The sequence below is a fragment of the Cellulomonas sp. P4_B5_2 genome (assembly GCF_056402235.1).
The window spans coordinates 1-18343 of record NZ_JBFUHU010000091.1; the positions used below are offsets into that span (position 1 = coordinate 1).

Here is an 18343-nt window from a genome sequence, read left to right on the forward strand (position 1 = left end):
CCTACGCCCGCCGACGAGCTCGACCGGCTCGCCGACGAGGTCGCGGAGCTGCTGGTGGCTGCGGACGCCGGGGACGTCTCCGCGGAGGTGAAGCTGGCGGAGCGGTACGACAGCGATCCCCGGCTGCAGCCGGGCGCCTCCGTCGTCACCCTCTCGCCGACCGGGCGCGTCGGCGACGCGGACCTGAAGGCCAAGGTCAACCGCTGGCGGTCCTGATCCGCCGAGCGTCCGAGGAACCGAGCGCCCCGGCGCGCTCATCCTCGGACGTCCTAGAGCACGTGCCGGTCCAGGAAGTCGTTGCGGAAGACGCCGTCGGGGTCCGTGCGGGCGACGAGTGACCGGAAGTCGTCCCAGCGCGGGTAGAGGCGCGCGAGGTCGCGGCCGTCGTCGGCGAAGAGCTTGCCCCAGTGCGGGCGCGCGTCGAACGGGGCCAGCGCCGCCTCGATCGTCGGCAGGAGCGCCTCGACCTCGGCCTGCCGCGGCTGCCAGGTGAAGTGCAGGCCCACGCGGTCGCCGCCCTCGGCCGTGGACAGCCACAGGTCGTCGCCGGCGATCGTGCGGACCTCCGTGACCTGCAGCAGCGGCGAGATCCGGTCGGCCAGGGCCCGCACCGCCTCCAGCGCCGCGACCGCGTGAGCGCGCGGGACGAGGTACTCCGACTGGAGCTCGTCGCCGTTGCTCGGCGTGAAGTCCATCCGGAAGTGCGGCAGGCGGTCGTGCCACGGGCCGGGCTCGCCCAGCTGCGCGGTGCAGTTCACAGGGTCGATGCCGGGCAGCGGGTGGCGGGGGCCGTCCGCCGGGGTCGCGCCGAACAGCTCGGTGCGCAGCTGGTAGCCGGGCGTGACGCGCGTCTTGCGCCAGACCTGCGCGATCGTGTCGCCGGTCCAGTCGGTGAAGAGGCTCACCGAGTCGGCGCTGCTGGTCACCTCGTCGAGGTGGTCCAGCGCGGCCGCCCACGGCAGGTCGAGATGCACCTCTTGGGCGACGTCGAACGTGGGCTCGATGTCCAGCGTCACGCGCGTGGCCACGCCGAGCGCCCCGAGCGCGACGACGGAACCGGCGAAGTCGCCGTCTCCGCGGCGGACCGTCCGAACCGTGCCGTCGGGTCCGACGAGCTCGAGGGCGGCCACCGCGGCCGCGAGGTTCCGGCTCCGGTCGCCCGAGCCGTGCGTGGCCGTGGCGACCGCGCCGGCGACGGAGATGTGCGGCAGGGACGCGAGGTTGTGCACGGCCCAGCCCGCCGGGTGCAGGTGCTGCGCGAGCGTTCCGTACCGGGTGCCGCCGGTGACCGTCACGGTCCGCGCGTCGGTGTCGATCTCGGGGGCCGACTCCAGGCCGTCCAGGACGACGAGGGCGGCGGGATCGTCGGCCAGGTCGTTGAAGCAGTGCCGGGTGCCCAGGGCGCGGATCCGGGCCGACCCCGCGACCAGCTCCTGCAGCTCCTCGACCGTGCTCGGGTGGTGCACGACCCCCGCGCGGTAGGTGTAGTTGCCGGCCCAGTTGGTCAGTGTCACCGGTCCAACCTACGACCCGCCCGTGACGAAGATGTCGAACAGGCTCGGGTCGTGCGCGTGCACGAGCACCAGGAACACGATGAGGTCGAACAGCAGGTGCACGGCCACCACGTAGCTCAGCGACGCGGTCCGGCGGAAGATCCAGCCCTGGATCAGGGCGAACGGGATGGTCAGCAGCGGACCCCACTCGCGGTAGCCCAGCTCCCACAGGAACGAGACGAACACGGTCGCCTGCAGGACGTTGGCCAGCCAGAACGGGAAGTGCGGCCGAAGCAGCGCCAGCACCACGCAGATGAAGAACAGCTCGTCCCAGATGCCCACCGCGTTGACCCCGACGAACAGCCGCGCGATGTCCCCGGACCCGTCCAGGTCGGGCCAGTTCTGCCACACTCCCGAGCCGAGGAAGTACGCGGGCAGGATCAGGTACGCCGCGATCGCGACCGCCACCAGGTAGAGCGCCTGCCAGCGGTCCCATCGTCGGCCCGTCCGGACGGGGAAGTGGATCTTGTCGTCGTGGAAGGCCCTGCGCGAGAGGAGCGTCGGGACGACCACAGCCAGCCCGAGCGCGACGGTGAACTTGAGCATGCCGACGTTGGACAGGTCCGCCTTCAGCGAGATCGTGCTGATGATCGTCTGGCCGAGGGCGATGAGGGCGAGGTCCTTGCCCAGCCGCCGATCGACGGCGAGCCCGAGCGCGACGCCCAGGACGAGGGGCACATAACCGAGCGGTCGCACGTGGACCGCGAAGAGGAGGACCGCCGCGCCGCACACGAGGACCGCGGCGGCGACGCGTCCAGCGGTGTGGAGGGTCGGCTTCGGGATGTCGACGGCGGGAACTGCGTCGTGCACGGTCAGCCTCCAGAGGGTCGACCTGAAGTCTGTCTGGTCACCCCGCGCTGGGCGACACTTGCGCGATGGACCTCCCGCGCATCGCGATCACCTACTGCACGCAGTGCCGCTGGCTCCTGCGGGCCGCCTGGTACCAGCAGGAGCTGCTGACCACGTTCCACCGGGAGCTCGGGGAGGTGGCGCTGCGGCCGGCGACCGGGGGCGTGTTCCGCGTCGAGGTGGACGGTGCGCTCGTGTGGGACCGGGGCGAGCGGGGTGGTTTCCCCGACCTGCCGGAGCTGAAGCGCCTGGTGCGGGACCTGGTCGCGCCGGACAAGCCGCTGGGGCACTCCGAGGGGTGATCCCGGCGGTCATACCTGGACATATGTGCAGGTGGACCGGGGTCCAGCACCAGGTGGACAGTCGTAGACGGCCCGCGGCGGGCGTCGATACGTTCGCCGCGGACCGACAGGGGGAGCGACCCGGTCGGTCCGCCAAGGACGACGCCGAGGGCGGCTGGCCGGGACGACGGGGACCCTGGCCGGCCCCGTGGCGGGGGGGGGGGGGGGGGGGGGTACTGCTGGTGGTAGCCCTCGGCGTAGTAGAACGTGCCGGCGTCCTCGGCCGACCGGATCTCGGTGGTGATCTCACCGAAGCCGGACCGGGTCAGCCGCGGCTGGTACTCGTCGCGCGTGGTGCGCGCGGCGAGCTCCTGCTCGGGCGTCGTCGTGTAGACGGCCGAGCGGTACTGGGTGCCGACGTCGTTGCCCTGCCGGTAGCCCTGCGTCGGGTCGTGCGACTCCCAGAAGGTGCGCAGCAGGTCGCCCGCCGAGACGACCGTCGGGTCGTACGCGACCATCACCATCTCGGTGTGCCCGGTCAGGGCGGTGCAGGTCTCCTCGTAGGTCGGGAAGGGCGTGAAGCCGCCCTGGTAGCCGACCGCCGTGGTCACCACGCCGGGGATCTTCCAGAAGGTGCGCTCGGCGCCCCAGAAACAGCCCATCGCGACGTAGAGGACCTCGGTGCCGTCGGGCCACGGGCCCTGCAGCGGGGTGCCGAGGACGGTGTGCGTCGTGGGGATCATGTAGGCGTAGTGGTCGCGTCCGGCGAGAGCCTTCTCGGGGGCCACCATCGTGGTCTTGAGGGCAGATCCAAACAGCCAGTTCATGGTCGTGATCCTCTCCGGGAGCCCGGTTGGTCACCTGGGTCCTCCCGGGATCTGCAACGGCACGCATGCGGTCCGTGTTCCCGCGAGCGTGGGAATCTCTTGACCGAACCAATACCTGACCTAGAGCGCACCCTCGCATGACCGGGACCGCACCAGGACCGCACCGGGAGCGCCCAGCGGGGCGGTTCCCACGCGAGCGCCTAGCCTGGGACCCGTGACGAACCACGCGCACCCCCACGACGACGACTGGGCCTCCGCAGGCTTCTCGACCCGCGCCATCCATGCAGGTCAGGACCCGGACCCCACCACCGGGGCGGTCGTCCCGCCCATCTACGCGACCTCGACGTACAAGCAGGACGGCGTCGGCGGGCTGCGGGGCGGGTACGAGTACTCGCGCTCGGCCAACCCCACGCGCACCGCGCTGGAGTCGGCTCTCGCCGCGGCCGAGGGGGGAGCGGCGGGCTTCGCGTTCTCGTCGGGCCTCGCGGCCGAGGACACGCTGCTGCGCGCGACCCTGCGCCCGGGCGACCACGTCGTCGTCCCGAACGACGCCTACGGCGGCACGTACCGCCTGATCGCGCGCGTCTTCGGGCCGTGGGGCATCGAGCACACGCCGGTCGACCTGTCCGACCCTGACGCGGTGCTGGCCGCGATCCAGCCGGGCCGCACCAAGGTGGTCTGGGTCGAGACGCCGACCAACCCGCTGCTCGGCATCGCCGACATCGCGGTGCTCGCGGCCCACGCCCGCGCGGCCGGCGCGCTGCTGGTCGTCGACAACACCTTCGCGACGCCGTACCTGCAGCAGCCGCTGGCGCTCGGGGCGGACGTCGTCGTGCACTCGACCACCAAGTACATCGGCGGGCACTCGGACGTGGTCGGCGGTGCGCTCGTCGTCGCGGACGGTGCCCAGCTCCCCGTCGGGCTGGACGGTCCCACCGGGACGACGAACCTCGCGGACGCCGTCGGGTTCCACCAGAACGCGTCGGGCGCGGTCGCGGGGCCGTTCGACGCGTGGCTGACCCTGCGCGGGCTCAAGACGCTCGCGGTGCGCATGGACCGGCACCAGAGCAACGCGCGGGCGGTCGCGGAGTTCCTGGAGGGGCACGACGCCGTCACGTCCGTGATCTACCCGGGCCTGGAGAGCCACCCCGGGCACGAGGTGGCCGCGCGGCAGATGAGCGGCTTCGGCGGCATGGTGTCGTTCCGCACCGGCAGCGAGTCGTCGGCGCTGGCGTTCTGCGGCGCCACCCACGTGTTCACGCTCGCCGAGTCTCTGGGCGGCGTCGAGTCGCTGGTCGAGCACCCGCACAAGATGACGCACGGGTCGGTGGCGGGCACCGAGCTCGAGGTGCCCGACGACCTGGTGCGCCTCTCGGTCGGCATCGAGGACGTCGCCGACCTCATCGCCGACCTCGACGCTGCGCTGGCCGCCGGGCGCGACGCGTGAGCGCCCCGGTCGACACCGCCAGGCCCTCCGGCGACCAGTCCGTCCCTCCGTCGGTGCGCAACGCCGCCGCGTGGTCGTGGCGGCTGCTGCTCATCGGCGCGGCGCTCGCGGTGCTGCTCTGGCTGCTGAGCGAGCTCAAGGTCGTCGTCGTCCCCATCGCGGTGGCCCTGCTGCTCACCGTGCTGCTGGCGCCGTTCGTGGGCTGGATCCAGCGCAGGACCCGCATGCCGCGCGTCGCGGCCGTGGGGATCGCGCTGGTGGGGCTGGTCGCCCTCGTGGCCGGCCTGCTGACGCTCGCGGGACGGTCGATCGTCAAGGGCTTCGGCGAGCTGTGGGACCAGGCGGCCCAGGGCATCGACAAGCTGACCACGTGGCTGGCCGAGGGTCCGCTGCAGCTGACGACCGCCGACATCTCGGGCTGGATGGAACGGATCCAGGGGTCGCTCAGCGGCGGCAGCTCCGAGCTGGTCTCGGGGGCGCTGCACGCGACCACGACCGTCGCGCACGTGGCCGCCGGCGCGCTGATCGCGCTGTTCTGCACGTTCTTCTTCCTGCTCGACGGCCGGACCATCTGGGCGTGGGTCGTCGGCCTGCTCCCGCGCGGGTCCCGCGAGCACGTGCACCAGGCCGGCCGTCGCGGGCTCGTCACGCTCGGTGCGTACACGCGGACGCAGATCCTCGTGGCCGCCGTCGACGCCGTCGGCATCGGCCTCGGGGCAGCGATCCTGCAGGTGCCGCTCGCCCTGCCGCTGGCCGTGCTGGTGTTCCTCGGGTCGTTCATCCCGATCGTGGGCGCCGTCGTCACCGGCTCCGTCGCGATCCTCGTGGCGCTCGTGTCGAACGGGCCGGCATCGGCCATCTGGATGCTCGCCGTCGTGGTGCTCGTGCAGCAGCTCGAGGGCCACGTGCTCCAGCCGTTCCTCATGGGCCACGCCGTCTCGCTGCACCCGGTCGCGGTCCTGCTCTCGGTGGCCGCCGGGTCGTTCGTCGCCGGGATCGTGGGTGCGCTGTTCGCGGTGCCGATCGCGGCGACCCTGAACACCGTGCTCCTGTACCTGCACGGGCACGACAAGTTCCCGCAGCTGGGGATCGACGACCACGTGCCCGTCCGCGGCCGAGGGCATCCGGTGCTGGACCGCGCGATCGCGCAGGTGGCCGGGGCGACGTCGGAGCGCGTCGCCACGCAGGCGGAGGCCGCGGACCGGGCCGACGACGACCCGCCCGCCCCGGTGGTCGGCGTCGAGGGGCGTCGCGGACCGGACGCCGGTGCAGCTGAGCCGTGCCCTCTCGCAGGTGTGCGGTGCCGAGGTCTGGCTCAAGTGCGAGAACCTGCAGCGCGCCGGCTCGTTCAAGCTGCGCGGCGCCTACGTGCGGATGGCGCGGCTGTCCCCGGAGGAGCAGGCGCGGGGGGTCGTCGCGGCGAGCGCCGGCAACCACGCGCAGGGCGTCGCGCTCGCAGCCCGGATGCTCGGGCTCACGGCGGTCGTGTTCATGCCGGCCGACGCGGCGCTGCCGAAGATCGCCGCGACCCGCGACTACGGCGCCCAGGTCGAGCTGGTGGGCGCCTCCGTCGACGAGGCCCTGGTGCACGCGCGCGAGTTCGCCGAGCGCACGGGCGCCGTCCTCATCCACCCGTTCGACCACGAGGACGTCGTCGCCGGTCAGGGGACCATCGCCCTCGAGATCGTCGAGCAGGTGCCGGACGTGGCCACCGTGATCGTGCCGATCGGGGGTGGTGGGCTGGCCGCCGGCGTGGTCGCCGCCCTCGCGGAGCTGCGACCCGACGTGCGGGTGATCGGCGTGCAGGCCGCCCGCGCGGCGGCGTACCCGGCGTCGCTCGCCGCGGGGCACCCGATCCCGGCGCCCGAGCTGCGGACGATGGCCGACGGGATCGCCGTCGGGATGCCCGGGTCGGTGCCGTTCGAGATCCTCGCCTCGAACCACATCGAGGTGCAGTGCGTCTCGGAGGAGGACCTCTCGCGCGCGCTCCTGCTCCTCGCGGAGCGCGCCAAGATGCTGGTCGAACCCTCCGGGGCTGCTGCCGCGGCGGCCCTGATGGCCGGGGTCGGGCCGCTCACCGGCCCGGTGGTCGCGATCCTGTCCGGCGGCAACATCGACCCGCTGGTCCTCATGCGCGTGGTCCGGCACGGGCTGGCCTCCGCCGGGCGGTTCCTGCAGCTGCAGGTCCGGATCGACGACACACCCGGTGCGCTCGCGGACCTGCTGCGCGCGCTGGCCGACACGGGCGGGAACGTCATGCACGTGTCGCACGCACGGACGGTGGGCGACCTGCAGCTCGACGAGGTCGCGATCGTGGTCCAGGTGGAGACCAAGGGCCCGGACCACTGCGAGTACGTGCTCCAGCACCTGCGCGAGGCCGGCTACCGCCTGACCGACGGCTGAGACGCGAACGAGGCGCCACCCCCTGCGGGGTGGCGCCTCGTGAGCGTCGCCGGCGACGAGCGCGGTCACGACCATGCCGGGCTCCACGACGCCGTCRTCCGGCGGGGTCCCGATCTGGACGTTGCGCAGCTTCTCCTTGAGCTCTCGGATGCGAGCGGCCTGCTTCGCCTGCTCCTCACGAGCGGCGTGGTAGCCGCCGTTCTCCYTGAGGTCGCCCTCGTCGCGGGCTGCGGCGATGCGCTCGATGACCTCGGCGCTGCCCTCGCCCTCGAGGTGCGCGAGCTCGGCCGTGAGGCGGTCGTAGGCCTCCTGGGTCAACCATGTGGCCGCAGTCGTATCGGTCACGATCGCTCCTTTCCTGACGTGTGCCGGACGTGCCGGTCCGCGCTGCCCCGGGGGGAGCAGCGCACGGCAGTCCGAGCGGGCGGACGCATCGAGGGACGCGTCCGGTGTGCGGGTACTGAGGGGTGCTACCGCCGCTCCCCGCTCGTTCTGGACGCCAGTCGTGGCGCCGGACCGGGGCGGCGGTGAAACGAACAGGATAGCAAGGACGGGCAGACGCAGGCCCCGTTCCGCCGCAGAACGGCGGGGTCAGGGCTCCTCGACCAGCTCGCAGGGCTCCACGGTCCCGCTCACCGCGAGCTCGGTCGTCTGCACGGTCGCCGTCACGCGTCGGGTTGCCGAGTCGGCCGGTCCCACCTCGATGGTCCGGACGCCGACCTGGCCGTAGGACTCCGACAGAGCGGTGACCGTGCACTCCACCGTCGACTCCTTGGGCTTGGTCACCTCGAACGTCACCTCGATGGCGCGCGCGTCCTCGACGTGGAACCCGACGTCCTTCCAGGACACCGGCTGACCGGCCATGTTCAGCCCGACCCAGATCACCAGCGCCACGCCGAGCACCCCGGCGGCGACGAGCCCGAGGCGACCCCGCCGGACGGACCGCGCCGTGGGCTCGGGGCCGTAGCGCCCGGCCGGTGGGCGGGTGGTGGGCGACTCGGTCACGGAGCTCCTCGTGCTGGCAGGCGCGGCGCGCGCTCGGTGGCGCGACGAAGGCGCCGGGTAGGCGATCATTGTCTCTCGTCCAACCACCCGCCCGTGCCGAGCGGACCGCGACTCCGCGATCCCGGCGGGCCATCGGCGGGCGACCGACGGGAGGCCCGAGGTGACCGGAGAGCGGCTGCGTCTGATGGCGGTGCACGCCCACCCCGACGACGAGTCGAGCAAGGGTGCCGCGACCACGGCGAAGTACGCGGCCGAGGGTGTCGAGGTCCTCGTCGTCTCGTGCACCGGTGGGGAGCGCGGCGACGTGCTCAACCCGCAGCACCCGCCCGTCGAGGGCGGCCTGGACGGCATGCGCGAGTACCGGCGCCACGAGATGGCGGCCGCCGCGGCCGCGCTCGGCGTGCAGCACCGCTGGCTGGGCTTCGTCGACTCCGGGCTGCCCGAGGGCGACCCGCTGCCGCCGCTGCCGCAGGGGTGCTTCGCGCTGGTCCCGCTGGAGGAGGCGTCGGCCCCGCTGGTCCAGCTGGTGCGCGAGTTCCGGCCGCACGTCATCACCACGTACGACCCGTCGGGCGGCTACCCGCACCCCGACCACATCATGTGCCACCGGGTCTCCAAGGAGGCCTTCGAGGCGGCGGGCGACCCCGAGCGCTACCGCGGTCTCGGTGAGCCGTGGGCGCCCGCGAAGCTCTACTACAACCACGGGTTCTCCCTGGCGCGCATGCGGGCGGTCCACGACGCGATCGTCGCCGCCGGCCGGGAGTCCCCGTTCGGTGACTGGCTCGACTCGCGGCAGGCCCGCGAGGTGCCCGAGCGCGAGGTGACCACCCGGATCGAGTGCTCCGAGTACTTCGGCCAGCGTGACGACGCCCTGCGGGCCCACGCCACCCAGATCGACCCGGACGGCTTCTTCTTCGCGGTGCCGCGTGAGCTCGAGGTCGCCCAGTGGCCCACCGAGGAGTACGAGCTGGCCGGCTCGCGCGTGCCCGTCCGGCTCCCCGAGGACGACCTGTTCGCCGGGCTGCGGTCATGATCGCCGTGCTGCTCGTCGCGCCGAGCCCCACCCCGTCGGACGTCACCATCGACGGGACGCCGGTCGGGTCGCCCGGGTTCCTCGGCTTCGTGTTCACGTTCGCGCTCGCGATCGCCGTCGTGTTCCTCTTTCTCTCGCTGACCAAGCAGCTGCGCATCGTCGACCGACGGGCCAAGGCCCTGGGGCTCGACGACGACGAGGACGACCCGTCGAGCGAGCCGCACGCCGACCTCGGCCTGGTCGACGCGGGTGCGGCCGGCCCCGACCTCGAGGTCGACGCGGACGTCGAGGTCGCGCCCAAGGACGTCCACCCCGACGACGAGCCGGGAAGGCCCTCTCGGTGAGCACCGTGCCCGAGCCGCCGCAGCGCCCGTCGGTGCGGGTGACCGTGGCGCAGCTGCAGGTCAGCGACGACCACACGGCCAACCGCCAGGTGGTCGAGGACGCGTTCCGCACCGCGGCGCGGACCAGGGCGGACCTGCTCGTGGTGCCGGAGTACGCCTCCGGCTTCGACCCCCGCGGCGTCGGCGCCGAGCACGCGGAGCCGCTCGACGGACCGTTCGTCACGATGCTGCGCAGTCGCGCGAGGGCGACGGGCGTGGCGGTGCTGGCGGGCACGACCCTGCCCGGCGACGGCGACGACGGCCGCGCGGTGAACGCGGTCGTGGCGGTGGACGGAGCCGGGGAGCTGGCCGGGGTCTACCGCAAGGTGCACCTGTACGACGCGTTCGGGCAGCGGGAGTCGGACCGGCTGGTGCCCGGTCCCGTGGACGCCCCGCCGCTGGTGCTCGAGATCGGCGGCCTCACGTTCGGGGTGCTGACCTGCTACGACCTGCGGTTCCCGGAGTCGGCGCGCCGGCTGGTCGACGCGGGCGCGCAGGTGCTCGTCGTGCCCGCCGCCTGGGCCGCCGGGGAGCTCAAGGCCATGCACTGGCGCACGCTCGCGATCGCGCGCGCCATCGAGAACACCGCCGCCGTGGTGGCCGTCGGGCAGGCAGGCAAGGGCGTCACCGGTCGCTCGCTCGTCGTCGCGCCGGACGGCGTCGTCGGGCTGGAGATGGACGACACGCCGCAGGTGCGGACCGTGGACCTGGACGGTGCGGCGCTGCTGCGCGTCCGGGAGCAGAACCCGTCGCTGGCCAACCGGCGCTACACGGTGGTGCCGGTCGCCTGAGGCTCAGGCGGAGCCGTACGACGCGATCGACACCGCGATGTAGTGGCACCCGTACCCGACCACGGTGAGCACGTGGAAGATCTCGTGGAACCCGAACCAGCGCGGGCTCGGGTTGGGCCGCTTGGTGCCGTAGACGATCGCGCCGACCGTGTACGCGAGCCCGCCGCCGGCGATGAGCAGGACGATCGCGAGCCCTCCCGAGCGGTAGAACTCGGGGAAGAACCAGACGGCCACCCAGCCGAGCGCCACGTACACGGGCACGTAGACCCACCGCGGTGCGCCCAGCCAGAAGATGCGTGCCAGCGTCCCGATCAGGGCGCCGGTCCACACGACGATCAGCAGCGTGCGGGCGGTGTCCGCGGGCAGCAGGAGAACCGACAGCGGGGTGTAGGTGCCCGCGATGATCAGGAAGATGTTGGTGTGGTCCAGCCGGCGCAGCACGGCTGCGGTCGTCGGGGACCAGTGGCCCCGGTGGTACACGGCGCTGGTGCCGAAGAGCATGATCGCGGTGAGGCCGAACACCGCGGTGGACCACTTGGCCATCGGCGTGGGCGAGAGCACGACCAGCACGATCGACGCGACGATCACGAACGGCGTGACGCCCGCGTGGATCCAGCCCCGCAGGTGCGGCTTGATGCTCTCGGCGACCCGCTCGACGACGCCGTCCGGCTCGTCATGACCGCCCAGGACCGTTCCCGGCTTCTGTCCCGGAGCGGACGCGGGGGTGGAGCTCATGAGCCGGACTCTCTTCGTCAGCGGGGAACCTACGACTCCGTAGGTTACGACACCGTAGGTAAGGGTGTCGACCGCGTGGGGCTCGATGTGACGCGGTCGATCCCGGACCTCGTCGGCACCCTCCTGAACGTACCGCGCACGGCCGCGTCCACCTACCCGGCGCACTCCTTCCGGGACGGCCGACCGGGCCCGGACGACCCGCTCGGCGAGTACGGTGAGCGGGTTCCGGTCGCCTGATCCAAGGGAGTGCGCGTGCGTCTGCCCCGTCCGCTCTACGGGCTGTACGAACGCCAGCTCGCTGCGTCGCTCCCCAAGGACGGACTCCCGCGCCACGTCGGGGTCATCCTCGACGGGAACCGGCGCTGGGCGCGCAGCGTGGGCGAGTCGACGCGGCACGGGCACCAGGCCGGGGCCGACAAGATCGCCGACCTGCTCGAGTGGAGCGAGGACATCGGCGTCGAGGTGGTGACGCTGTGGATGCTCTCCACGGACAACCTCTCCCGGGGCGCCGACGAGCTCGAGCAGCTGCTCGCGATCATCGAGGACGCGGTCGGGGCGCTCGCCGCCACCGGACGCTGGCGGATCCAGGCGGTGGGCGCGCTGGACCTGCTCCCCGACCACACGGTCAAGGCGCTCGTCTCGGCCCAGGACGCCACCGCCGGCGTCGTCGGTCTGCACGTCAACATCGCCGTCGGGTACGGGGGTCGGCGCGAGATCGCCGACGCCGTGAAGTCGTTCCTGCGCAAGCACGCGGATGCCGGGTCCAGCCTGGACGAGCTCGCCGAGGCGTTCGACGTCGAGCACATCGCCGAGCACCTGTACACCAAGGGGCAGCCGGACCCCGAGCTGGTGATCCGAACCTCGGGGGAGCAGCGGCTCGGCGGGTTCCTGCTCTGGCAGAGCGCGCACTCGGAGTTCTACTTCTGCGAGGCCTACTGGCCCGACTTCCGGCGCGTGGACTTCCTGCGGGCGGTCCGCGCCTACGCCGCCCGGGAGCGTCGCGGCGGTCGCTGACTCCGTCCGGGTTAATTGTGTCGGGGGCCGACGAGCCCCCCTGGGCCCTGACAGCCGCCCTCACCTGGGGTTCTGCCATGTGTCGCCGATCGGCGGCCGAACCTGCCAGGTGAACAGCGTGTAACCACTTCGCGTGTCGTGCCGGAGACCTCGGACCCCGGGCTTATGTTCCGCCGTAGAGGACAGCGACCGTTGTCCCCGGGAGGCCAGCCCATGGAGCATCCGCTCCGGGAGGAGGGCCGGATCCGGCCCTCTGTTCCCGGAGGGGCCGACCGCCCCCGTCCCGTCGCCGTACGTCGGTGCGTGGTCCTGCTCTGGCAGGACGCCGGTGTCCGGTGCCCGTCACGGCGCACGTAGCGCCGGAGGGAGCCTGCCGTGGTCAGCAAGGCGCAGAACGACCCCCAGTCCACGACCGACCAGCTGGACGTCCACACGGCCGATGGCCGCAAGACCCACGTGCTCGACACCTCGGTGCTCCTCTCAGACCCGCGGGCGATCCTGCGGTTCGCGGAGCACGACGTGGTCCTCCCCGTCGTCGTCATCACGGAGCTCGAGGGCAAGCGGCACCACGCCGAGCTCGGCTACTTCGCCCGGTCCGCGCTGCGGATGCTCGACGACCTGCGGATCGAGCACGGCCGGCTCGACACCCCCATCCCCCTGAACGACGACGGCGGCACCCTGCGGGTCGAGCTCAACCACACCGACCCCTCCGTGCTGCCGGACGGCTTCCGCCTGGGCGACAACGACACCCGGATCCTCGCCGTCGCGGCCAACCTGGCGGCCGAGGGGCGCGATGTCGTCGTCGTGTCGAAGGACCTCCCGATGCGCGTCAAGGCGTCGGCCGTCGGGCTGTGCGCCGAGGAGTACCGCGCCGAGCTGGCGGTCGACTCCGGGTGGACCGGGATGGACGCCCTCGACCTGGCCGAGCAGCAGATGGCGGCGCTCTGGGAGCACGAGTCGGTGCCCCTGGCCGACGTGGCCAGCGGCTTCAGCGGCGGCAACCAGTCCCCGAACGACATGCTCTGCCACACCGGCGTCGTGCTGCACAGCCCGCGCGGGTCGGCCCTCGGCCGCGTGACCGCGGACAAGCACGTGCAGCTGGTCCGAGGTGACCAGGACGTGTTCGGCCTGCACGGCCGCAGCGCGGAGCAGCGGATCGCGATCGACCTGCTGCTCGACGAGGAGATCGGCATCGTCTCGCTCGGCGGCCGGGCGGGCACCGGCAAGTCGGCGCTGGCCCTGTGCGCGGGCCTCGAGGCGGTGCTCGAGCGTCGGCAGCACCGCAAGGTCATGGTGTTCCGGCCCCTGTACGCGGTCGGCGGCCAGGACCTGGGCTACCTGCCCGGCAGCGCCGACGAGAAGATGAACCCCTGGGCGCAGGCCGTGTTCGACACCCTCGGGGCGCTGGTGTCCAAGGAGGTCGTCGAGGAGATCATGGACCGCGACATCCTCGAGGTCCTGCCGCTCACCCACATCCGCGGACGCTCGCTGCACGACGCGTTCGTCATCGTCGACGAGGCCCAGTCGCTCGAGCGCAACGTCCTGCTGACCGTGCTGTCCCGCATCGGGCAGAGCTCGCGGGTGGTGCTCACGCACGACGTGGCCCAGCGTGACAACCTGCGCGTCGGCCGGCACGACGGGGTCGCCGCGGTGATCGAGGCGCTCAAGGGCCACCCGCTGTTCGCGCACATCACGCTCACCCGCTCGGAGCGCTCGCCGGTCGCCGCGCTGGTCACCGAGCTGCTGGAGGGCATCGAGGTCTGATCGACCCTGGACGCCCGGGCTCCCCGCACGCCGGGAGCCCGGGCGTTCAGCTGCGCCTGTGCGCCGCGTCCAGCTCGCGGACCAGCGCGCCGAGCCCGACGCCCAGCGCGTGCCTCTCCTGCGCGGTCAGGCGCGCGAGCAGCCGGCCGTGGTGCTCCCGGAGCTCCGCGCCCACGCGCTCGGCGACGTCGCTGCCCTCCGACGTGAGCTCCAGGCGGTACAGGCGACGGTTGTCGGCCTGGCGCTCCCGGCGCAGCCACCCACGCCCTTCCATCCCGGCGGCGAGGCGGCTGACCGTGCTCTTCTCCAGCCCCATCCGGTCGGCGAGCTCCTGCTGCGACAGGGGCCCGGCGGCGGCCAGCTCGCCGAGCGCGAAGGTCTCGGACATCGAGAGCCGCACCCCGGCGTGCTCGTGCGGGGTCTGGACCGTCTCCAGCAGGCCGCTCGAGCGCGCGAGCTGCTGGAAGAACCGGCTCAGGTCGTCGTCGGGAAAGGTTGTGTTGTACAACTGTTTCGCCTACTGTCGTCGTAAGAGTTGTGACGCACAACTGTAGGGGAGAAGCTCCATGACCGACACCGACCAGCACCCCAGCCACCAGCACGGGCGTGGCCGTCTGCACGGCCGCCTGACCCCGCACGCCTACGGGATGGGGCCGATGAACGACCCGGGCCGGTACGAGCGCGTCTCCGGTCACCTGTCGGGCCGGCTCTACCGTCGGGTCGCCCGCGACGTCACTTCCCTGCGGCTGCCCGACGGAGCGCGCGTGCTCGACGTCGGCACCGGACCCGGGACGATGCCGCGTCGCATCGCCGAGTCCGCTCCGGGGCTCCGGATCGACGCGATCGACGTCTCGCCCGAGATGATCGCCTGGGCGCAGCAGACGGCGACCCCTGGCGTGACCTTCGCGGTCGCCGACGTCGCGGCGCTGCCCTGGCCCGACGCCACCTTCGACGTCGTCGTGTCCACCCTCAGCCAGCACCACTGGGCCGACGTGGACGCCGGCCTGCGGGAGGTTCGACGGGTTCTCCGGCCCGGCGGGCAGGCGTGGGTCTACGACGTCCGGTGGGCGCTCCCGCAGGAGGAGTCCGTGGCCGCGTCGCTCGGGACGGGCACGTCCGTCGTGCGCGAGCGGCGGCTCGCCCGCACGTCGTGGCTGAACCCCGTCGGTCGCCTCGTGCTGCGTCCCGCCTGACCTGTCGGCGTCAGCCCTCGACCAGCCGCCCGTCGGCGATGTGCAGCACGCGGTCGGCCAGCGACACCATCAGCGGGTCGTGCGTGGACACGATCGCGGTCATCCCCTCGGCCTCGACCACCGCGCGGATGAGGGCCATCACGGCGGTGCCGGTCTYGGTGTCCAGCTGACCGGTGGGCTCGTCGGCCACCAGCAGCCGCGGCGAGTTGGCCAGCGACCGGGCGATCGCCACGCGCTGCTGCTGGCCTCCGGACAGCTCGCCGGGGCGCTGCAGCGCGTGCGGACCCAGACCCACGAGGTCGAGCAGGAGCTGCACCCGGGCCTCGCGGTCCTTGGCCGGCAGCTTGCGCAGACGCAGGGGCACCCCGACGTTCTCGGCGGCCGAGAGCACGGGCACCAGCCCGAACGTCTGGAACACGAACGAGACGACGTCCCGGCGCAGCTCCACCAGCCCGCGCTCGTCCAGGGACGAGACCTCGCGGCCGTCGACGACCGCGCGGCCCTCGTCGGGCCGGTCCAGGCCCCCGACCACGTTCAGCAACGTGGTCTTGCCCGAGCCCGAGCGACCCACCAGCGCGACCAGCTCTCCGGGAGCGATCGTGAACGAGACGTCCCGCAGGGCGTGCACCGCGGCCGAGCCCGAGCCGTACGTCCGGCTGACGCCCTCGACCCGGACGACGGGCTCGGTGCTGATGACGGTCATGGGGTGTCCTCGTCCGTGCGAACGGAGTGCCGGCCCGGTGCCCGGGGGGCGGTGTGCGGTGCCGGCCGGTCCGGCCAGAGCGAGACGTGCGACTCCTCCAGGGCGAGCCGGACCCGGCCCACCAGGTTCAGGGCCTCCCGGTACTCGCGAGGCAGCTGCACCCGGCCCGCCCGGTCGAGGACCGCGAGCTCCTCGCTGACCACGTGCTCGCTGCCGTCCTCCCGGGTGTGCGTGCGCCGCACGGTCTCGGAGCTGGTGCGCCCGTCGCGGATGGCCACCGTGCGCTGCACGTGCTCGCTGACACCCGGGTCGTGCGTGACGACGACGACCGTGGTGCCCAGCTCGCGGTTCACGGTCCGCAGGCCCTCCAGGACGTCGTGGGAGGTGGCGGAGTCGAGCTCCCCTGTCGGCTCGTCGGCGAAGAGCACCCGCGGGGCGTTCGACAGGGCGACCGCGATGGCGACGCGCTGCTGCTCACCGCCGGACATCTGGCCCGGTCGGCGGTCGGAGCAGTAGCCCACGCCGAGGACGTCCAGCAGCTCGGCGGCCCGGCGGTCGCGCTCCTTGCGGCGGACCCCGGCGAGCGCCATGGGGAAGGCCACGTTCTCCGTGGCGGTCAGGTAGGGCACCACGTTGCGGGCGGTCTGCTGCCAGACGAACCCGACCATCGAGCGCCGGTACTCCACGCGCTGCGCGCTGGACATCGCCATGAGGTCCCACGGCCCCACGCGCACCTTGCCCGCCGTGGGGACGTCGAGGCCCGACAGCACGGACAGCAGGGTCGACTTGCCGGAACCGGAGGCCCCGACGATCGCGACCAGCTCGCCGTCCTCGACCAGCAGGTCCAGGCCCTGCAGGGCCTGCACCTCGACGCCCTCGGACTGGTAGATGCGCACCAGCGAATCGCACACGATGAGCGCGTGCTCGCCGAACGCCCCCGTGCGCTGCCGGGCGCGCTCCTCGAGCGCGCTGAGGGTGGGCTCGTCCTGCGTGACTGTCATCGGTGCCTCCACCGTGTCGTCCGGTTCATCTCTCGCCCACCCGCAGCACCTCGCCGAGCCGGTCCCGCCGGCGCACGGCGGACTCCACCGCCACCGCGATCGCCAGGGCGGCGAGCACGACAGCCGCCGCACCGACGATCGGGACCCAGGTGACCTGCAACGACGTCGCCGCGGGGTGGCCGGTGAGCAGGTCGAGCCCGAGCGCGCCGGTGAGCAGCCAGGGCACGACGATGCCGATGGCCGTCCCCGTCASCACCGCGGCGAGCGCCAGCGGCGCCAGCTCCCCGAACGTCATCGCCCGCGCCGTGCGCGCGTCCAGGCCGAGCGTGCGCAGGGCCGACAGGGTGCGGCCGCGCTCACGGCTCGTGGCGACGACCGTCAGCACGAGCCCGAGGGCCGCGTACCCCGCGAGGATCAGACCCGTCGCGACCAGGAGCGCGAGGAGGCCCGCGTTGAGGGGCGACGCCCGCCAGGTGCTCAACCACTCGTCACGCTCGGTCACGGTCGTGCCGGCCTCGTCGGCGAGTCCCGCCGCCCGCACGGCGGTCAGGGCACCCGGCCCGTCCACCCACGTCGTCGTCACGGCCACCTCGTCCCCCGAGACGGCGGCGAACGCCTCGCGGTCGACGAGCACGACGCCCGCGGTGCCCGCCAGGGTCGAGGAGCTCTGGGGGACGACGGGCAGGTTCTCCGCGGTGCCGACCACCCGGAGGTCGACGAAGTCCTCCTCGCCCATGAGGGCGGGTGCGATGAGCTCGGCGGTGCTCAGCAACGACGGCGAGATCAGCGCGGGGACACCGTCGTCGACGGCGGAACCGAGAGTGCTCAGGCCCGGGTCCACCGGGCGGTCGTGGGCGGCCAGGATCTGCGCCAGGGCGGCCGAGTCCACCAGCAGCACCTGGGCCTTGACGCCGCTCGACCGGCCGAAGGTCCGCGAGCTGAGGGTCGTGGCGCCCGCGACGGCGGTCACGCCCGGAGCGTCCCGCAGCTGCGCGACGACGAGCGGGTCGAGGTCCCCGTCCACGCGGACCTGGGCCCCGACCACGAGGTCCGCGGCCTCGTCCTGCCCTGCGGTGACGGTGACGGCGGTCGTGCCGCAGAACACGACGAGGGCGATCGCGATCGTGAGGGTGAGCAGGGGGATGCGTGTGCCGGCGGTCTGGCCCGCGCGGGCGGTCGCGACGACGGGTACCAGCCCCCGCCGACGCGCGGCGAAGCCGGAGAGCCCGCGCAGCGTGGGCGGCAGCGCCCGCGCCACCAGCACGGTCGCGGCACCGGCCAGCAGGACGGGGGTGGCGGCGAGCAGGAGGTCGACGCCTCCGGTCGCGGTCTGCACGAGCCCGCGCCCCCGCGCCGAGACG

Annotated in this window: 19 protein-coding genes and 3 pseudogenes; 12 read left to right on the forward strand and 10 right to left on the reverse strand. The window is 73.1% G+C overall.

Annotated elements, in window-relative coordinates; translation table 11 throughout:
• A partial coding sequence (locus AC1DUQ_RS08350; RefSeq protein WP_477073646.1) for a hypothetical protein occupies positions 1-216 on the forward strand: 216 nt, incomplete at its 5' end.
• A gap of 53 nt (positions 217-269) precedes the next feature.
• Here AC1DUQ_RS08350 and AC1DUQ_RS08355 read toward each other — a convergent pair.
• Both AC1DUQ_RS08355 and AC1DUQ_RS08360 read right to left on the reverse strand, forming a co-directional pair.
• Positions 270-1514 (reverse strand): D-arabinono-1,4-lactone oxidase, encoded by a 1245-nt coding sequence (locus AC1DUQ_RS08355; RefSeq protein WP_477060235.1) that lies wholly within the window; start codon positions 1512-1514, stop codon positions 270-272.
• 9 nt (positions 1515-1523) lie between these two features.
• Positions 1524-2369 carry a CPBP family glutamic-type intramembrane protease gene (locus AC1DUQ_RS08360; RefSeq protein WP_477060812.1) on the reverse strand — a complete coding sequence of 282 codons (846 nt, stop codon included), beginning with the start codon at positions 2367-2369 and terminating at the stop codon, positions 1524-1526.
• A gap of 59 nt (positions 2370-2428) precedes the next feature.
• Between AC1DUQ_RS08360 and AC1DUQ_RS08365 the strand changes: the two genes are divergently transcribed.
• Positions 2429-2704: an Rdx family protein gene (locus tag AC1DUQ_RS08365; protein ID WP_477060236.1), complete on the forward strand. Its 276-nt coding sequence runs from the start codon at positions 2429-2431 to the stop codon at positions 2702-2704.
• Between the two features lie 212 nt (positions 2705-2916).
• Here the strand turns inward: AC1DUQ_RS08365 and msrA are convergent.
• Positions 2917-3510: pseudogene (msrA, locus tag AC1DUQ_RS08370) on the reverse strand (peptide-methionine (S)-S-oxide reductase MsrA); the annotation flags it as partial.
• A gap of 214 nt (positions 3511-3724) precedes the next feature.
• Here msrA and AC1DUQ_RS08375 point away from each other — a divergent pair.
• From AC1DUQ_RS08375 to ilvA, 3 genes and pseudogenes are all read left to right on the forward strand, one after another.
• Positions 3725-4957 (forward strand): cystathionine gamma-synthase, encoded by a 1233-nt coding sequence (locus AC1DUQ_RS08375; protein WP_477060238.1) that lies wholly within the window; start codon positions 3725-3727, stop codon positions 4955-4957.
• A gap of 110 nt (positions 4958-5067) precedes the next feature.
• A pseudogene (locus AC1DUQ_RS08380) lies at positions 5068-5946 on the forward strand (AI-2E family transporter); the annotation flags it as partial.
• A gap of 133 nt (positions 5947-6079) precedes the next feature.
• Positions 6080-7360 carry a threonine ammonia-lyase gene (ilvA, locus tag AC1DUQ_RS08385; protein ID WP_477073650.1) on the forward strand — a complete coding sequence of 427 codons (1281 nt, stop codon included), beginning with the start codon at positions 6080-6082 and terminating at the stop codon, positions 7358-7360.
• Positions 7361-7405: 45 nt separating this feature from the next.
• Here the strand turns inward: ilvA and AC1DUQ_RS08390 are convergent.
• Positions 7406-7705: pseudogene (locus AC1DUQ_RS08390) on the reverse strand (GreA/GreB family elongation factor); the annotation flags it as partial.
• A gap of 246 nt (positions 7706-7951) precedes the next feature.
• Positions 7952-8365 carry a DUF4307 domain-containing protein gene (locus AC1DUQ_RS08395; RefSeq protein WP_477060241.1) on the reverse strand — a complete coding sequence of 138 codons (414 nt, stop codon included), beginning with the start codon at positions 8363-8365 and terminating at the stop codon, positions 7952-7954.
• 160 nt (positions 8366-8525) lie between these two features.
• Between AC1DUQ_RS08395 and mca the strand changes: the two genes are divergently transcribed.
• From mca to AC1DUQ_RS08410, 3 genes are read left to right on the forward strand one after another with little or no spacing between them, the layout of a single operon-like run.
• A complete protein-coding gene (gene mca, locus AC1DUQ_RS08400; RefSeq protein ID WP_477060242.1) occupies positions 8526-9398 on the forward strand; it encodes a mycothiol conjugate amidase Mca in 873 nt (290 codons plus the stop codon).
• Positions 9395-9742 (forward strand): hypothetical protein, encoded by a 348-nt coding sequence (locus AC1DUQ_RS08405; RefSeq protein ID WP_477060243.1) that lies wholly within the window; start codon positions 9395-9397, stop codon positions 9740-9742. The genes mca and AC1DUQ_RS08405 overlap by 4 nt, the downstream gene beginning before the upstream one ends.
• Complete coding sequence (locus AC1DUQ_RS08410; protein ID WP_477060244.1) at positions 9739-10572, forward strand: carbon-nitrogen hydrolase family protein; 834 nt, start codon at positions 9739-9741, stop codon at positions 10570-10572. The genes AC1DUQ_RS08405 and AC1DUQ_RS08410 overlap by 4 nt, the downstream gene beginning before the upstream one ends.
• A 3-nt stretch (positions 10573-10575) precedes the next feature.
• Here AC1DUQ_RS08410 and trhA read toward each other — a convergent pair whose 3' ends face one another.
• Complete coding sequence (gene trhA, locus AC1DUQ_RS08415; protein ID WP_477060245.1) at positions 10576-11307, reverse strand: PAQR family membrane homeostasis protein TrhA; 732 nt, start codon at positions 11305-11307, stop codon at positions 10576-10578.
• Positions 11308-11382: 75 nt separating this feature from the next.
• Between trhA and AC1DUQ_RS08420 the strand changes: the two genes are divergently transcribed.
• From AC1DUQ_RS08420 to AC1DUQ_RS08430, 3 genes are all read left to right on the forward strand, one after another.
• The gene (locus tag AC1DUQ_RS08420; RefSeq protein ID WP_477060246.1) at positions 11383-11544 is read left to right on the forward strand and encodes a hypothetical protein; all 162 of its coding nucleotides are present in this window, start codon (positions 11383-11385) and stop codon (positions 11542-11544) included.
• A gap of 15 nt (positions 11545-11559) precedes the next feature.
• Entirely contained in the window at positions 11560-12321 is a 762-nt protein-coding gene (locus AC1DUQ_RS08425; RefSeq protein ID WP_477060247.1) for an isoprenyl transferase, read from the forward strand.
• 420 nt (positions 12322-12741) lie between these two features.
• A complete protein-coding gene (locus AC1DUQ_RS08430; RefSeq protein WP_477060813.1) occupies positions 12742-14085 on the forward strand; it encodes a PhoH family protein in 1344 nt (447 codons plus the stop codon).
• 46 nt (positions 14086-14131) lie between these two features.
• On the opposite strand, the gene AC1DUQ_RS08435 is transcribed toward AC1DUQ_RS08430, so the two are convergent.
• Positions 14132-14593: a MarR family winged helix-turn-helix transcriptional regulator gene (locus AC1DUQ_RS08435; protein WP_477060248.1), complete on the reverse strand. Its 462-nt coding sequence runs from the start codon at positions 14591-14593 to the stop codon at positions 14132-14134.
• Positions 14594-14651: 58 nt separating this feature from the next.
• Here AC1DUQ_RS08435 and AC1DUQ_RS08440 point away from each other — a divergent pair, with 58 nt between their 5' ends.
• A complete protein-coding gene (locus tag AC1DUQ_RS08440) occupies positions 14652-15278 on the forward strand; it encodes a class I SAM-dependent methyltransferase (RefSeq protein WP_477073647.1) in 627 nt (208 codons plus the stop codon).
• A gap of 10 nt (positions 15279-15288) precedes the next feature.
• On the opposite strand, the gene AC1DUQ_RS08445 is transcribed toward AC1DUQ_RS08440, so the two are convergent.
• The 3 genes from AC1DUQ_RS08445 to AC1DUQ_RS08455 all read right to left on the reverse strand — a co-directional run.
• Positions 15289-15981: an ABC transporter ATP-binding protein gene (locus AC1DUQ_RS08445; RefSeq protein ID WP_477073648.1), complete on the reverse strand. Its 693-nt coding sequence runs from the start codon at positions 15979-15981 to the stop codon at positions 15289-15291.
• Positions 15978-16982, reverse strand: coding sequence for an ABC transporter ATP-binding protein (locus AC1DUQ_RS08450; protein ID WP_477060251.1), 1005 nt, complete (start codon positions 16980-16982; stop codon positions 15978-15980). Before AC1DUQ_RS08450 ends, AC1DUQ_RS08445 begins: the two co-directional genes overlap by 4 nt.
• A 25-nt stretch (positions 16983-17007) precedes the next feature.
• Positions 17008-18343: FtsX-like permease family protein (locus AC1DUQ_RS08455; RefSeq protein ID WP_477073649.1), on the reverse strand; the 1336-nt coding region annotated here is incomplete at its 5' end.

Excerpts from the sequence above, each read along its gene's own strand:
- AC1DUQ_RS08365 (WP_477060236.1), top strand. The coding sequence starts at position 2,429 with ATGGACCTCCCGCGCATCGCGATCACCTACTGCACGCAGTGCCGCTGG.
- AC1DUQ_RS08405 (WP_477060243.1), top strand. The coding sequence starts at position 9,395 with ATGATCGCCGTGCTGCTCGTCGCGCCGAGCCCCACCCCGTCGGACGTC.
- trhA (WP_477060245.1), bottom strand. The coding sequence starts at position 11,307 with ATGAGCTCCACCCCCGCGTCCGCTCCGGGACAGAAGCCGGGAACGGTC.
- AC1DUQ_RS08440 (WP_477073647.1), top strand. The coding sequence starts at position 14,652 with ATGACCGACACCGACCAGCACCCCAGCCACCAGCACGGGCGTGGCCGT.
- AC1DUQ_RS08450 (WP_477060251.1), bottom strand. The coding sequence starts at position 16,982 with ATGACAGTCACGCAGGACGAGCCCACCCTCAGCGCGCTCGAGGAGCGC.